General features: G+C 42.7%; 15 protein-coding genes. 3 read left to right on the top strand and 12 right to left on the bottom strand.

Annotation, left to right across the window (positions count from 1 at the left end):
• Positions 1 to 98: 98 nt before the first annotated feature.
• The 4 genes from dinB to ACSYSH_RS00175 form a co-directional block, all read right to left on the bottom strand.
• A complete protein-coding gene (gene dinB, locus ACSYSH_RS00190) occupies positions 99 to 1,190 on the bottom strand; it encodes a DNA polymerase IV (protein WP_252774205.1) in 1,092 nt (363 codons plus the stop codon).
• 76 nt (positions 1,191 to 1,266) lie between these two features.
• On the bottom strand, positions 1,267 to 1,629 hold the full coding sequence (gene rplS / locus ACSYSH_RS00185) for a 50S ribosomal protein L19 (protein WP_491702109.1): 363 nt from the start codon (positions 1,627 to 1,629) through the stop codon (positions 1,267 to 1,269).
• A 247-nt stretch (positions 1,630 to 1,876) separates the two neighbouring features.
• Positions 1,877 to 3,580, bottom strand: coding sequence for a phospho-sugar mutase (locus ACSYSH_RS00180; RefSeq protein WP_491702110.1), 1,704 nt, complete (start codon positions 3,578 to 3,580; stop codon positions 1,877 to 1,879).
• 2 nt (positions 3,581 to 3,582) lie between these two features.
• Complete coding sequence (locus tag ACSYSH_RS00175) at positions 3,583 to 4,263, bottom strand: DedA family protein (protein ID WP_491702111.1); 681 nt, start codon at positions 4,261 to 4,263, stop codon at positions 3,583 to 3,585.
• 577 nt (positions 4,264 to 4,840) lie between these two features.
• Between ACSYSH_RS00175 and ACSYSH_RS00170 the strand changes: the two genes are divergently transcribed.
• Genes ACSYSH_RS00170 through ACSYSH_RS00160 form a run of 3 tightly spaced genes read left to right on the top strand, consistent with a single transcriptional unit; the run spans position 4,841 to position 6,998 of the window.
• Positions 4,841 to 5,857: a zinc-dependent alcohol dehydrogenase family protein gene (locus tag ACSYSH_RS00170; RefSeq protein WP_252774208.1), complete on the top strand. Its 1,017-nt coding sequence runs from the start codon at positions 4,841 to 4,843 to the stop codon at positions 5,855 to 5,857.
• Between the two features lie 5 nt (positions 5,858 to 5,862).
• Positions 5,863 to 6,573, top strand: a complete 711-nt coding sequence (locus ACSYSH_RS00165; protein WP_252774209.1) for a DUF6198 family protein — start codon at positions 5,863 to 5,865, stop codon at positions 6,571 to 6,573.
• Between the two features lie 35 nt (positions 6,574 to 6,608).
• The gene (locus ACSYSH_RS00160; protein WP_252774409.1) at positions 6,609 to 6,998 is read left to right on the top strand and encodes a VOC family protein; all 390 of its coding nucleotides are present in this window, start codon (positions 6,609 to 6,611) and stop codon (positions 6,996 to 6,998) included.
• A 271-nt stretch (positions 6,999 to 7,269) separates the two neighbouring features.
• Here ACSYSH_RS00160 and trxB read toward each other — a convergent pair whose 3' ends face one another.
• The 8 genes from trxB to pstB (ACSYSH_RS00120) form a co-directional block, all read right to left on the bottom strand.
• Positions 7,270 to 8,211 (bottom strand): thioredoxin-disulfide reductase, encoded by a 942-nt coding sequence (trxB, locus tag ACSYSH_RS00155; protein ID WP_252774210.1) that lies wholly within the window; start codon positions 8,209 to 8,211, stop codon positions 7,270 to 7,272.
• Between the two features lie 114 nt (positions 8,212 to 8,325).
• On the bottom strand, positions 8,326 to 9,201 hold the full coding sequence (gene galU / locus ACSYSH_RS00150; RefSeq protein WP_252774211.1) for a UTP--glucose-1-phosphate uridylyltransferase GalU: 876 nt from the start codon (positions 9,199 to 9,201) through the stop codon (positions 8,326 to 8,328).
• 69 nt (positions 9,202 to 9,270) lie between these two features.
• Entirely contained in the window at positions 9,271 to 10,281 is a 1,011-nt protein-coding gene (locus ACSYSH_RS00145) for an NAD(P)H-dependent glycerol-3-phosphate dehydrogenase (RefSeq protein ID WP_491702112.1), read from the bottom strand.
• A complete protein-coding gene (gene hprK, locus ACSYSH_RS00140; protein WP_252774213.1) occupies positions 10,274 to 11,239 on the bottom strand; it encodes an HPr(Ser) kinase/phosphatase in 966 nt (321 codons plus the stop codon). The genes ACSYSH_RS00145 and hprK overlap by 8 nt, the downstream gene beginning before the upstream one ends.
• Positions 11,240 to 11,242: 3 nt before the next feature.
• Positions 11,243 to 11,596 carry a phage holin family protein gene (locus tag ACSYSH_RS00135; protein ID WP_252774214.1) on the bottom strand — a complete coding sequence of 118 codons (354 nt, stop codon included), beginning with the start codon at positions 11,594 to 11,596 and terminating at the stop codon, positions 11,243 to 11,245.
• A 94-nt stretch (positions 11,597 to 11,690) separates the two neighbouring features.
• On the bottom strand, positions 11,691 to 12,365 hold the full coding sequence (gene phoU / locus ACSYSH_RS00130; RefSeq protein WP_047974873.1) for a phosphate signaling complex protein PhoU: 675 nt from the start codon (positions 12,363 to 12,365) through the stop codon (positions 11,691 to 11,693).
• Between the two features lie 118 nt (positions 12,366 to 12,483).
• Positions 12,484 to 13,251 (bottom strand): phosphate ABC transporter ATP-binding protein PstB, encoded by a 768-nt coding sequence (gene pstB, locus ACSYSH_RS00125; RefSeq protein WP_252774215.1) that lies wholly within the window; start codon positions 13,249 to 13,251, stop codon positions 12,484 to 12,486.
• Positions 13,248 to 14,012 carry a phosphate ABC transporter ATP-binding protein PstB gene (gene pstB, locus ACSYSH_RS00120; RefSeq protein WP_420842371.1) on the bottom strand — a complete coding sequence of 255 codons (765 nt, stop codon included), beginning with the start codon at positions 14,010 to 14,012 and terminating at the stop codon, positions 13,248 to 13,250. The genes pstB (ACSYSH_RS00125) and pstB (ACSYSH_RS00120) overlap by 4 nt, the downstream gene beginning before the upstream one ends.
• Positions 14,013 to 14,075 lie beyond the last annotated feature (63 nt).

Raw genomic sequence — 14,075 nt, 5'->3', positions numbered from 1 at the left:
TGCGCCCTTTCAACTCTTATTACTATCCTTTATTATACCGTAAATGTGAAATTCATTGTCAGGCATTTCAAATCAGCATAACTGACTGATTTGACCAATTAATCATCAAAAAGCGATAACGATTGAAAGGATTGTGGGCTGACATTGGAAAAAGTTAGCCCCAGCAAGCGAATGGCAAAGTCATCTGGATAAAGGTCATCAAAGATTGATTGTGCCTTTCTTGCCAAGAAATCAGGATCAAGCTGAAACGGATTTGCCTGTGTAATCGACCTGGTCAGCGTCTTAAAATCATCATCACGGACCTTAATATTCAATGTTCGACCAACCAAGTGTTTAGCCTCCATGTTCGTCACAACCTTTGTGGCCAAGCCCTTAAAGGTCGCCAAAACAGCCGAACGGTCATGAAGCGGAAATTCAAACGTCCCCTCTTTTCCGACCGATTGCCGAATTCGATGGTCCTTTACCTGACCAAAGTGCGTTGCCCGCGCTTGCCAATAAAGTTGGTCACCAAAGGAACCAAAGTGTACCCGTAATTCGTCTTGACTCAAGGCCCGTAAATCTGCGCCCGTTTTAATTCCTAATTTTGCAAACTTTTCCTGTGCTTTCTGACCAACACCACGAAAGTCCTTAATAGGTAAGGCCGCCACGAAGTCCATTGCGACATCAGCACCAATGACCGTGACCCCATTCGGTTTGTGGTGCTCGGAACCAAGTTTGGCTAATACTTTATTATAGGAAACCCCGACCGAACACGTTAGCTTCGTTTCCTGCCAAATTCTATGCCTTAACTCGGCGGCCAATGTTGCGCTCGCCATTGGGCTTTGACTAACGTCTAAGTATGCTTCATCCAGTGCGACTGGTTCCACCTTATCAGTGAATTCGGCAAAAACTTCATGAATTTGAGCTGACACTGACCGGTACTTATCAAAATCAGGAGCAACGAAAACGGCATTAGGACAAAGTCGCTTTGCTTCAGTTGACCCCATGGCTGAATGAACGCCGGCCTTTCTGGCAATGTAGTTGGCGGTTGCCACGACCCCATGACCGTGATGTAAATCAGGATCACGACCGATGATTAGCGGCACCTTCTTTAAAGCAGGGTTGTCACGCATTTCAACTTGAGCATAAAAAGCATCCAAATCGACATGCAAAATTTTTCGGTCATCAACCGCTTGCAAAAATTCAGCCATGCCAGTCCCCCCTCTTTTCAAAACTGATTTTTTTAAAAAGAAAAAGCCTCCACTATGTGGAAGCTTGTTGCCGTAATCACTTGACGTCGAGACGACGTTCCTTGATACGAGCGGCCTTTCCTTGCAAGGCACGCAAGTAGTACAACTTTGCGCGACGTACACGGCCCAAACGAGTTACTTCAATCTTATCAACCCGTGGTGAGTGCAATGGGAACGTACGTTCCACACCAACACCAGAAGAAATCTTACGAACAGTATAAGTAGCTTGGATACCAGTACCCTTACGCTTGATAACAACTCCTTCAAAGAGCTGAACACGTTCGCGAGTTCCTTCAACAATTCGTGCGTGGACACGAACTGAATCACCAGCGCGGAATTCAGGAATATCTGTCCGCAATTGGGTTGAAGTCAACTTTTCTAAAATGTTATTTTGACGCATAGTCATTCTCCTAATCGCTAATCTTACACTCGTCCTTAGACTAACGCACAGCGGATTACCGTTAATTACGGCTTATAGCCAATAGTCAGTATAACAAAAAAGGAAGGACCCTGTAAAGGGTAATCAGAAAAATTACCCGAACATGGTTCCTCCCTGGCTGATAAAAACGAATCTAGTTCGATAATTGCGCTTAGATGAATAGAAGCTAACTTTATTTTTGTTTGCCAACTAAACGTCTTCAGTAAAATTAAGCCTGAATTTTTTCTTCCATCACAGCTTCAAAGGTTTGTAACTTCGCATCCGCTTCAACCTGTGAATCAGCGACAACGCCAAGATAAAGTTTCAACTTTGGTTCCGTTCCAGATGGGCGCAGTGCAATCCATGAACCATCCGCTAACCAATACTTTAAGACATTGGCCTTAGGCTGTGGCAACTTTTTCTCTGCTCCAGCTCGATCAATCTGGGTCTGATTAGCAAAGTCTTGTGTCGCCAGAACTAACTGATCACCAACCGTTGCCAACCTTTGGTTGCGGAACTTAGTCATCAAAGCAGCCATTTCCTCGTGACCATTGATACCAGGAAAATCAAAGGCAACAGTCTTTTCCTCAAAGTAACCATATTGGTCGTATAGTTCCTTCAAACCATCAGCAAAACTTTGGCCCTTTTCCTTATAATAAGCAGCCATTTCGGCAAACAAAACCAAGGCCTGAATGGCATCCTTATCATGGGCAAAAGGCTTCACAAGGTAACCAAATGATTCTTCAAAGCCGAAGAGGTACGTATAATCCTTCTTTTCTTCAAAACGGTCAATCATGGCGGCAATATACTTAAAGCCGGTCAACACGTCTAAGGTAGCAACGCCGTAGTTCTTAGCAATTTCGCTAGCAAAGCGTGATGAAACAATCGATGTTACAATAGCACCATTTTCTGGTAATGTCTGATTTTTCTTTTTAGCTGCTAACAAGTAGTTGACCATCAAACCAGCAATTTGGTTACCAGATAAGACTTGGTATGAGCCATCTGCTAAACGTACAGCAGCCCCCATCCGATCAGCATCGGGGTCCGTTGCAACAACCAAATCAGCTGCTTGCTTCTTGGCGTATTCAATCGCCAATGACAAGGCAGCAGGGTCTTCTGGATTTGGCTTTTTAACCGTTTTGAAATCCCCATCGAGCTCTGCCTGTTCCTTGACAATCGTGTAATTGGTAAAACCTGCTTGCTGTAATGCTTTTTCGCCAATATATTGACCAGTTCCATGCAAAGGGGTGTAGACAAATTTCAAGTCTGCCCCCTCTTTTTGAATCAAATTCTGATCAACGGAAACTGTTTTAACTTCTGCCAAATAAGCATTATCCAACTCATCATCGACTACTTGAACATTGGCTTCTGTTTCATCTTGTGCAATAGTAAACCCATTTTCGACTGCTGCCATCCCATCAATAACGGCCTGGACAGCTTGGGGAACCATTTGACCACCATCGGCACCGTAAACCTTATACCCGTTATCCTGCTTCGGATTGTGTGAGGCCGTAATCATAATACCAGCAAAGGCCTTTAAATGACGGACTGAAAATGATAATTCAGGTGTCGGACGTAATGATGAGAAGCGGTAAACTTTAATCCCGTGTGCTGATAGCACGCGACTGGCTACTTGAGCAAATTCTTTTGAGTGGTGACGAGAGTCAAAGGCGATGACTACCCCCGCTTTTTTTGCTGCAGACCCACTTTGATCAATGTAAGCAGCTAATGCTTCCGTCACCAAGGCAACCATCACAACATTAATGCGGTTGGTTCCAACCCCCATTTGACCACGCATACCAGCAGTCCCAAATGGTAAGTTTTGATAGAAGGCATCTTCTTGTTCAGCTGGACTCAATTGCTTTAGTTCAGCAGCTAAATCAGCAGGTAGGTCTGCTTGTTGCCAACGGGCTAAGGTATCTTGATAAGTCATTCTTAAAGTTCCTCTTCCTTTTCTCGACTAGATTTTGTGATTAAACTAATAATAATTTGCCGAAACCTGGGTGACCGGATCACTGCCAGCACAAAGACGGCAGCCAGGACAATCACGGTGATGGTCACTTCTCTTGGCAACTGTAAGTGACCAAAGTAATAACCGATTGTCACCATGGTCAATGCCCAGAGGCAGGATGCCAGAACAGACATCCGAAAGTAAGTCGCAAACCGTAACTTCAAACGATGAGCAGATAGCGGGACAATAGTTCTGACAAAAGGAACAAATCGGCCCAAAATAATAAAGATTAACCAACGTTTCGGATTTAAATTAGACGAAATTTTTTCGGCAAAATCACCGTTTACGTGGCGAGCGACCAAGGGAATTTTATCAATCTGCTTAATTACCCAAGCACCGAACCAATAATTAATTGTGTCTCCGATCATCGAGGCAGTCGCAAAAATCACCACCAACAAGGCAAATTCAACCAAAGAGTGATGGCGGCCAGCAAACCCCGCAGCCGTCATGACCAACGCATCGGCCGGAATAAACCCTGTGACAATTCCCCCAGTTTCAATCAAAATCAAAAAAAACAGAATCGACAATTCAATTACAGAAAAATTGGCATTCGCAGAACTAATATGCGTCAACCAATCCGACACAGCAGCAAAAGCTAGAACCATACAATCAGGGTACTCCTTTAGGAAAAAAGTCTGTCTGAGTATCGCTACTAGTCAACGCTTTGGGTACATGAATCCGCCCTACCAGCTAGCAAGATACTCATGAATCAGCAAATAATAGTCAGTAGAAGTTAATCCTGATATTATCTCGATAAAATTAAGGCTAGATAAAACACAGCCTACGTCTATCATACGCTATTTCCCCTGTTAAGTCTGCTTACAAAGCGTAAAAAAGCTAGAAAAATCAAGGTGCAATCAGACTAATTGTTAAGCATTCGCTCGCTAAATCATCCACTTTTTCTATTATAACAACTCTTTATAACAAAACTTATGCCAAATGAGCATAAATTTTTCAACCAAAATGGACTACAATGACGGCGAAAAGTGGCAGAACAAAACACCAGGCGGCCGACTGAAAAACGCTCTATTTGCTCACTTTTTATAGTAATTAATTTCCTTTTAAAAGCACTTTTATCAAGGTTTTAAAAAGTTTCTTTTTTCACTTGACAAAACTTTGTGCAAATATTATTATGTATGTGTAAGTTGTTACAAGGAATTACTCATTGGAGGATAACAGAACATGGAAGCCTTAGTATTAACTGATAAGAAGAAGTTGGAATTGAAGGACATCGAAAAGCCTGTCTTGAAGCCAGATGAAGTTTTGATTCACACTGCCTTTGCTGGTATCTGTGGAACTGATCATGCTTTGTATGCTGGTGAACCAGGATCAGCCGATGCTGTCCCACCAATCGTTTTGGGACACGAAAACTCAGGTGTTGTTAAGGAAATCGGTTCTGCTGTTACCAACGTTAAGGTTGGCGACCGCGTTTCAGTTGACCCTAACATTTACTGTGGACAATGTAAGTTCTGCCACACTGGCCGTCCTGAATTGTGCGAAAACTTGTCAGCGATTGGTGTAACTCGTGATGGTGGTTTCGAAGAATACTTCGCAGCCCCTGCATCAGTTGTTTACCCAATCCCTGACAACGTTGACTTAAAATCAGCAGCGATTGTTGAACCAATTTCATGTGCCATCCACGGCATGAAGTTGTTGAAGCCATCACCATACCAAAAGGCTTTGGTTATTGGAGACGGGTTCATGGGCGAATTGTTCGTGCAAATCTTGCAAGCATACGGTATCCACCAAGTTGACCTGGCCGGAATCGTTGATGAAAAGTTGAAGATGAACAAGGATTTGTTCAACGTTAAGAACACATACAACACTAAGAACGGCGACAAGATCCCTGCTGGAGAATATGACGTTGTTATCGAAGCCGTTGGTATGCCACAAACACAAGAATCAGCCATCGAATCAGCTGCTCGTGGCGGTCAAGTTTTGATGTTCGGTGTTGGTGGACCTGACGCTAAGTTCGAAATGAACACTTACGAAGTCTTCCAAAAGGAATTGACTATCCAAGGTTCATTCATTAACCCTAACGCATTCGAAGACTCATTGGCATTGCTTTCATCTGGTAAGTTGAACGTTAAGCCATTGTTGTCACACGAATTGGATTACAACCAAGTTGACGATTTTGTTAACGGTCGCTTAGGCGTTGTTTCTAAGGCCGTTGTTAAAATCGGTGGTGAAGAGGCCTAAATTTTATGAATAATGCAAAGCGGACAATTTCTTGGACCGCTGCCCTCAGTTACTTTGCCTTCTCATTGGTAATTAACTCAATGGGTAACGTGCTAACAATTGTTACCAGTCAAAAAATTCATCCGTCAATTTTGGGTTCTGCCTATTGGACAGCTGCTCAAAATGGATTAAACCACTCATTGCATGGTAATAGTGCAACACTATCCATCGTGTTCTTTGTGGTCGGTATGTTAATCGCTGTTTTGAACATGGTTTTGGAGCACCGCATTGATATCAAGCGCTTCCTTGGAAACTTAGCTTTCATGGTTCCTTTCTCGGCCTTGATCTCTGTCTTTGCAAGTGCCTTTTCAAAGCTCTTGCCAGAAGCACATAGTTGGCCAATGATTGCCTTCTATATTTTCTTAAACTTCTTCGGTGTTTCCTTAATTGCGATTGCCATTTCAATTTATCAGCGGACCAACATCGTTTTGCACCCTGCTGATGATTTGATGCAGGTTCTTCGATTCAAGTATTTCAAGGGTAATGCCGGTATTGCCATGTGGGTTTCTTATATTCCACCTACCATTATTGGTGTTATCGCCTTGATTATGGTTCCTGATTTTACCAACTATGGAATTGGAACTATCTTCGCCTTCCTTTTCCAGGGAAGTATCACTGGATGGGCAGACACACGTATCTTTAGCAAGTTAAAGCACCAGGGAATCGCTATCGACTAAGATAGTCTCCCCCAATTGAAAGGACGGGTTATATGATGGCCTTTACTGATTATTTTGACGATATTCAACACGTTGGAATTCCAACAACCGACTTGGACCGCGCTGAAAAGTTCTGGACAGGCATCGGTTTTGAAAAGACCGGTGACTTTAAGGAAGGTGGCCCAGTTAAATTCTTTAAGTACGGTCACCTCGTTATTGAAACGTGGTTGTCTGATGAAGGAACCGGCAAGCCCGGTTCAATCAACCACATCTCAATGAACACTTCTAATGCTGATGCAGCCTTTGTAGCAGCAAAGGAACAGGGATTAGATTTGATTGATTCAGAAGTACAACATCTTCCCTTCTGGGATAACGGTATCAAGTTCTTTAATGTTCGCACCCCAGATGGTGTAACATTGGAATTCTGTGAAATCGTCAAGGATTAATTCATCATTCAAGAGCCTCAACTACCAAATAGTAGTTGAGGCTTTTTTGTATCTTCTATTTGCTATTGACGACAGCTGAAAGTCACCATTACTTCTATTTAAGCTTTTAAGAACCCTTCAACCCACTTTTTCTTTCACACAAGTAAAAAAGGCTATACGCCCATTTCTAACTCCATATACCACGTTAATGGTTCGTTGGTTGTTGTCCATTAAAGCGCGCAACAAAAAAGTCCGCTACATTTCTGTAGCAGACTTCTCAACATCATTTATTTTATGCCTCTGATTTTAATTCAGCAACATATTGATAGGCTTCTTGGCCAGCCAAACCACCATCGCCAACAGCAGTCGTGATTTGGCGCAAATCCTTAGCACGAACGTCTCCAGCAGCAAAGATTCCTGGAACGGCAGTTGCCATCTTGTCATCCGTCTTAATCCAACCGCGGTCATCAGTAATCCCCAAATTTTCAAATACCTGAGTATTTGGCTTGAGGCCAACGTAGATGAAGATTCCACTTTGGTCAACAACCCGGTCCTCACCAGTCTGATTGTTATGAAGCTTCAGCTGCGAAACAGCCTCACTATCGCCTTCAATGGCTGTGACTTCAGTATTCCAAACAAAGTGCATGTTTTCCTGTTTCTTTGCTCGTTGCTGCAAGATTGGCTGTGCCTTTAACTTACTATCGCGAACATAAACCGTGACATCCTTAACCACATTGGCCAAGTACAGTCCTTCCTCGACAGCGGAATCACCACCACCGACAACGGCAACACTTTCACCCTTAAAGAAGGCACCATCGCAGACAGCACAGTATGAGACACCTTTGCCTTGGTATTCTTCCTCGCCGTCAACACCCAAGTGAATGTGTTCGGATCCAGTCGCAACAATCAAAGCTGGTGCTTGAAAATCGCCCATATCAGTATGGACCAATTTTTCATTTTTAGCTAAAATTTCCACACCAGTAATCATACCAAATGAGTATTCGGCGCCAAACTGTGTTGACGAAGCATACATTTTTTCGGCCAAATCAGGACCCATAATACTGTTATAACCAGGATAATTTTCAACTTCAGCAGTATTATTCATCTGCCCACCATAAATCCCCTGGTCAAGCATTACAGTCTTTAAGTCCGCCCGTGAGGCATAAGTAGCGGCAGTCATTCCGGCTGGGCCAGCACCAATGATGATGACATCATATTGCTTGACTTCTGTCATGAGAAACGGAACCTCCTTTTTTATTATGACGTCTATTGTACCTTGAATCGGTTCTTTTGTCTAATTTTAACCAACAAAAAAGAGGTATACCACCTCTTTTGTTTTTGCTAAATTTTACAACTTAGCTGCAAGTTCTTTAATATAAGCGCGGAGCTGATCCTTTGTTTGTGGATGCTTCAAGCCAAATTCAATATTAGTTTCCAAGAAACCAATCTTAGAACCAATATCATAACGGTCACCCTTGAATTCATGAGCGTAAACATGCTGACGATTATTTAATGAATCAATGGCATCGGTCAATTGAATTTCGCCACCCTTACCAGGCTTTGTTTTTTCTAATTCTTCAAAAATTTCAGGCGTCAACAAGTAGCGACCAATGATTGCCAAATCAGAAGGGGCATCTTCAGGCTGAGGCTTTTCAACGAATGACTTAACCCGGTATAGGCCGTCTTCTTTTACCTTTGCGGCAGGATCAATAACACCGTATTCGGATACTTGATCATGGGGCACTTCCAAAACTGCCAAAGTTGATTCGCCAGTTTCATGATAGCGGTCAATCAACTGCTTCGTCAATGGCACTTCATCTTGCATCAAATCGTCACCCAAAAGAACAACGAATGGTTCATCACCAATGAAGTCCTTGGCTGTTAAAATGGCATCACCCAAGCCCTTTGGATGTGATTGACGAATGAAGTACATGTTGATATCGGTTGTTTCTTCGACAACCTTCAATAATTCCAACTTGTTCTTTTCGCGCAAATTGTTTTCCAATTCTGGGTTTGAATCAAAGTGATCTTCGATTGAACGCTTGGACTTTCCATCGACGACAACAATATCTTCGATTCCAGAAGCAATGGCTTCACGAACAATATATTCAATCGTTGGTGTGTCAACAATTGGTAACATTTCCTTAGCCAAAGCCTTTGTGGCTGGCAAGAAACGAGTTCCCAAACCAGCGGCCGGGATAATGGCTTTACGTACAGGTTTCATACTTTCCTACTTTCATTAATGACGTCAAAGGCGCCGAAGTATTCCACTGCTATTATAACAAATATATGGTCAATCTTCAGCTTTTAATGGACGAGTCATCAGTAATTTAATTTGGTCTTCAATTTGAGCCTCTTCGTATAAGACCTGATACAAAGCGGTCGTAATGGGCAAATCGAGTTGATGGGTCTGTTGGTACTCATAAACCGCCTTAACAGTATTTACCCCTTCAATGACCATGCCCATCTCTTCTTGGACCTGATTTAACGACTGACCATGGCCCATGGCAAAGCCAGCACGGTAATTGCGTGAATTGGGTGACATTCCCGTCACAATTAAATCACCAATTCCGGCTAAGCCAAGAAAAGTCTCCGGCTTAGCCCCCATTTTTTGACCAACGCTACGCATTTCAACCAAGCCACGTGTTAGAAGGGCTGCCTGAGCATTGACGCCATAGCCTAAACCAACGAGCATTCCAGAACCCAAAGCAATAATATTTTTTAATGCTCCACCTAACTCTGATCCCAATAAATCATGGTTAGTATAAGGCCGAAAATTCTCACTGGCTAATGTTTCCTGTAAAACCGCCGTAGCAGCTTCGTCAGTCCCACCAATAGAAACTGCAGTCAAATCACCCTTAATCACATCTTCAGCATGTGACGGGCCAGAAATAACAGCTAGAGATGAATAATTCTCACTCGGAACAACTTCCTCAATCATTTGCGAAATCCGTAGGTGCGTCCCCTGTTCCAAGCCCTTGGTCGCATGAGCCAAAATTACTTGCTGATCCAAATTTTGTAAAACCTCTGCTAATTGGGAACCAACAGAGCGAATCGCCTTCGTTGGTACCACCATTAAAACAACATCTGCATCCGCCACAGCGACTTGCATATCAGCAACCGCTAATAACTTCTCTGACAAAGTTGCGCCAGGTAAATAATGGTCATTTTGGTGACGCTGGTTAATTTCATCAACCTGGTCCACACGGTGTGACCAGATATTAACAACTACGTTGTTTTTCGCCATTGTATTGGCGAGGGCGGTCCCCCAGGAACCAGCGCCTAAAACAGCGACTTTAGTCATGCTTTTTTGCCTCTTCGTCTTCTTTTTCATTAACTTGCATTGCGGCATTCATCCGCTTTTCAAGTGTCTCTAAGGCATCATAGCCCATGTTCTGCGTCCGGAACTTAACAGCCGCTGCATCAATAACGGAAGCAGTATTTCGCCCTGGTGTAACCGGTACAACCATCTTTTTAATATTGACTCCTAGAATATCTAAGGTATCAGCCTCATTTCCTAACCGATCAAAATTCTCTTCGCCAATTTTACCGTTTGATAAGTGAATATTAAGCATAATTGAAGCATGGGAACGGACCGAAACCGCACCGTAGACTTGTTGAACATCAATAATACCAACACCACGAACTTCCATCAAGTTCCGTAAAACTTCTGATGGTTGTCCAATCAAGCGCTGTTCATCCTCTTGGTGAATATCAACACGGTCATCAGCAACCAATCGCGCTTTCCCCTGTTGAATCAATTCCAAAGCGGATTCAGTTTTTCCAATTCCAGCATCACCAGTAATCAAAACCCCTAATCCGTGGACATCAATCAAAACGCCATGGACAGACTGCCGTGGCGCTAACTCGCCCCCTAGGTAGTAAGTCATGTTTGATAAAATTTGTGATGAAGTCAATCGCGTATTTAAAATTGGAATCTGAGCTTCTTCTGCTGCTTGCTTCAATTCATCCGCAATTGGCAAATCAGTCGAAACCACAAAGGCTGGCGTCTGTTTAGAGGCCATTTTTCGATAAACCATCAATAATTCGTCATGGCTCATTCGATTTGAAAAAGAAGTTTCAGTGATACCCAACAACTGCACCCGTTCAGGAGCATAGTAAGTAAAGTACCCCGTCATTTCCAAGCCTGGCCTAGAAATATCAGCAGTAGTAATCACTCGATTTAAATAATCATGACCTGCTACAATTGTTAATCGTGTGTTATCAACTAAATCTTTAACTGTTACGGTTGCTTGCGCCATTTTTTACCTCCGCACCGAAATCTTCGTTTGACCCATGAATAAGAAATTAGCTAAGGTCAACAATATTGCAACCAGCATTGCCCAACCAAAAGAGGCAAAGGCAAAACCATGAATAATATGCGCTGTTAATTCTAGCAGCACTGTATTAATAATTAATAAAAAGAATCCTAACGAAATGATGACTAATGGTAGTGAAACAAAGACCAAGATGGGCTTGATCAAGCGATTCAATAAGGCGAGTAGCACTGCTGCCACAAAAGCGGTCGTCATGTTCGCCAAAACAAAACCACTTGGGAACAGCAACGCACAGGCCAAAAAGACAGCCATGTTAATCGCCGCTTGCATGATAAAACGCATAGGCCCTCCTTTAGTAAATTTATTTCCTACCCCTATTATAACAAAGTTTCCTACCACAAAAAAAGGAACCCAAAGGGTCCCTTTTTCGATCAAATTAAATAAAGTAGTTATAACCTGGGTTCAATTCAATAATCTTACCCGTACGCTTATAAACAATCCATTCAGCGATGTCAGTCGTATAATCACCAATTCGCTTGATGTAGCCGGCAATGACCAAATAGTCCGCTGCTGAATCAACCAATTCAGAGTCTTCCTTCATGCCATTGACGGAATCAGTTCGAATCTGAGCCGCTGCATTCGACAATTGGTGGTTCTTAGTCGCGATATTTTCAGCACCCAAGGCATCGTTCTTCACGTAGTAGCCCATGACTTCTGAAACCATTGAAGCAACCAATTCACCCATTTCACCCAACTGCTTTTCAACAGCCTTCATGTGCTTCGTTCCCTTAACGCGGATAGTTGACGTAGCAATGTTTCGTGCCTGATCACCCATTCGCTCCAAAACAGAAACAGCCTTTAAAATCGTTACGATTTCACGCAAATCAGTGGTCACCGGTTGGTACAAAGCAATCATTTCAAATGACTTCTTTTCCAAAGCGGCTTCCCGTTCGTTAATCTTGTAATCATGATCAATGATCTTGTGGGCACCATCGCGATCGTGCTTAATAAAGGACTGAACAGATTCCTGAATGGTCTTGGCAACCTGTTCACCCATTTCCGTAAAAGAAGTATCCAAATCAGCTAATTCTTCATCAAATAATCGACGCATGACAAATTCCTTTCATGTAACCTGTTTCTCTCTAATAACAGTAGGGCATTTTAAAAGCAAAGATATTTTTTGAACAGCCTGAACGATGGGCTTCACCAACCAATCATCCAGTCACTTTTTATCCAAAGCGACCAGAAATATAATCGGCAGTTTCCTTTTTCTCGGGCTCCAAGAAAATCTTACGAGTGTCCCCATATTCGACCAAGTTTCCACTAAGGAAGAAAGCCGTCTTATCAGAAATTCGTGAAGCTTGTGATAAGGAATGAGTCACAATAATCATGGCATATTGGTCACGGAGTGACAACAAGGTTTCTTCAATGTTGTGTGAAGAAACAGGATCCAAAGCCGATGTTGGTTCATCAAGCAACAACACATCTGGCTTTGTGGCCAAAACACGAGCAATTGAAACACGTTGTTGTTGTCCACCCGAAAGTCCAAGTGCTGATTTATTCAATTCATCCTTAACTTCATCCCAGATAGAGGCTGCCTTCAACGACTCCTCTACTGCCTGGTCCAAAGTCTTCTTATCCTTCACTCCAGCTAAACGTAAGCCAAAGGCCACGTTATCGTAGATAGAGAATGGAAACGGATTTGGCTGTTGGAAAACCATTCCAACGCGCTTACGCAAATCAACGGTATCCGTTGTTGGCGCATAGATATCCTTCCCAAGAAGGTTGAAAGAACCCGTCACAGTGACGTTTTCTTCCAAATCATGCATCCGGTTTAAGGCTCGCAAGTAAGTCGTTTTACCTGATCCAGAAGGTCCAATCAAGGCAGTCACACCTTTGTTGGCAAAATCCAAATCAATCCCATGTAGGGCTTCCTTGTTTCCATACCAGAGCTTGACGTTACGAGTTTGTAAGATTGTTTCGCTTTGTTTTGTCATCCAAAATTACCTGAAATATAATCGTTGGTCAATTCCACCTTAGGACGGGTAAAGATTTTACGAGTCAAATCATATTCAATTACCTTACCTTGGTGTATAAAGGCCGTGTAGTCAGAAATCCGGGCTGCTTGCTGCATGTTGTGCGTAACGATAATAATCGTGTAGTTTTTCTTCAACTCCAACAAAGTATCTTCAAACTTAGCTGAAGAAATTGGATCTAAGGCTGATGATGGCTCATCGAGCAATAAGATATCAGGCTTTAGAGCCAAGGCACGGGCAATCACCAATCGTTGGGCTTGTCCACCTGACAATGAAAGCGCTGATTTATTCAATTCATCTTTAACTTGGTCCCACAGAGCAGCTTGCTTTAGCGTTGTTTCCACAATCTCATCGAGCTGAGCCTTGGTGTACTTACCGCGACGAGTCAATGGGAAAGTAATATTATCATAAATTGACTTAGCAAAAGGATTTGGTCGTTGAAAAACCATTCCAATGTGACGACGCATTTCGTAAACATCAATATCTTTTGAGTTGATGTCCAATCCACGGTACCAAATATGACCGGTAACATTGGCCACCCCATCGTTCATTCGGTTCAACGAACGCAAAAGGGTTGACTTCCCTGATCCAGATGCTCCAATCAAAGAGGTAATCTTGTAACGTTCAAAACGCAAATCCCCTTCACTTAGAGAAAGGTTATCGCCATACCTTACTTGCAAGTTTTCAGTTGAAAGGGCAATTTCATGCTTATTATCCTCCATTGGAATAATATAGCGTTCTGGTGCCTTTTCAGGAATAAAATCTGATACTGGCTTTAATTCTTG

The organism is Fructobacillus sp. ESL1117 (genome assembly GCF_058508565.1).
The sequence above is the reverse complement of the archived record's forward strand: the minus strand, read 5'-3'. Positions and strand labels throughout refer to the sequence as shown.

What these genes read in the sequence shown, in the direction of transcription:
- trxB (WP_252774210.1), bottom strand. Translation starts at nt 8,211, where the DNA reads ATGACAGAAGTCAAGCAATATGATGTCATCATCATTGGTGCTGGCCCA.
- dinB (WP_252774205.1), bottom strand. Translation starts at nt 1,190, where the DNA reads ATGGCTGAATTTTTGCAAGCGGTTGATGACCGAAAAATTTTGCATGTC.
- rplS (WP_491702109.1), bottom strand. Translation starts at nt 1,629, where the DNA reads ATGCGTCAAAATAACATTTTAGAAAAGTTGACTTCAACCCAATTGCGG.
- ACSYSH_RS00135 (WP_252774214.1), bottom strand. Translation starts at nt 11,596, where the DNA reads ATGCGTTTTATCATGCAAGCGGCGATTAACATGGCTGTCTTTTTGGCC.
- ACSYSH_RS00180 (WP_491702110.1), bottom strand. Translation starts at nt 3,580, where the DNA reads ATGACTTATCAAGATACCTTAGCCCGTTGGCAACAAGCAGACCTACCT.
- pstB (WP_420842371.1), bottom strand. Translation starts at nt 14,012, where the DNA reads ATGGAGGATAATAAGCATGAAATTGCCCTTTCAACTGAAAACTTGCAA.
- ACSYSH_RS00145 (WP_491702112.1), bottom strand. Translation starts at nt 10,281, where the DNA reads ATGACTAAAGTCGCTGTTTTAGGCGCTGGTTCCTGGGGGACCGCCCTC.
- phoU (WP_047974873.1), bottom strand. Translation starts at nt 12,365, where the DNA reads ATGCGTCGATTATTTGATGAAGAATTAGCTGATTTGGATACTTCTTTT.
- ACSYSH_RS00170 (WP_252774208.1), top strand. Translation starts at nt 4,841, where the DNA reads ATGGAAGCCTTAGTATTAACTGATAAGAAGAAGTTGGAATTGAAGGAC.
- ACSYSH_RS00165 (WP_252774209.1), top strand. Translation starts at nt 5,863, where the DNA reads ATGAATAATGCAAAGCGGACAATTTCTTGGACCGCTGCCCTCAGTTAC.
- pstB (WP_252774215.1), bottom strand. Translation starts at nt 13,251, where the DNA reads ATGACAAAACAAAGCGAAACAATCTTACAAACTCGTAACGTCAAGCTC.
- hprK (WP_252774213.1), bottom strand. Translation starts at nt 11,239, where the DNA reads ATGGCGCAAGCAACCGTAACAGTTAAAGATTTAGTTGATAACACACGA.
- ACSYSH_RS00160 (WP_252774409.1), top strand. Translation starts at nt 6,609, where the DNA reads ATGGCCTTTACTGATTATTTTGACGATATTCAACACGTTGGAATTCCA.
- galU (WP_252774211.1), bottom strand. Translation starts at nt 9,201, where the DNA reads ATGAAACCTGTACGTAAAGCCATTATCCCGGCCGCTGGTTTGGGAACT.
- ACSYSH_RS00175 (WP_491702111.1), bottom strand. Translation starts at nt 4,263, where the DNA reads ATGGTTCTAGCTTTTGCTGCTGTGTCGGATTGGTTGACGCATATTAGT.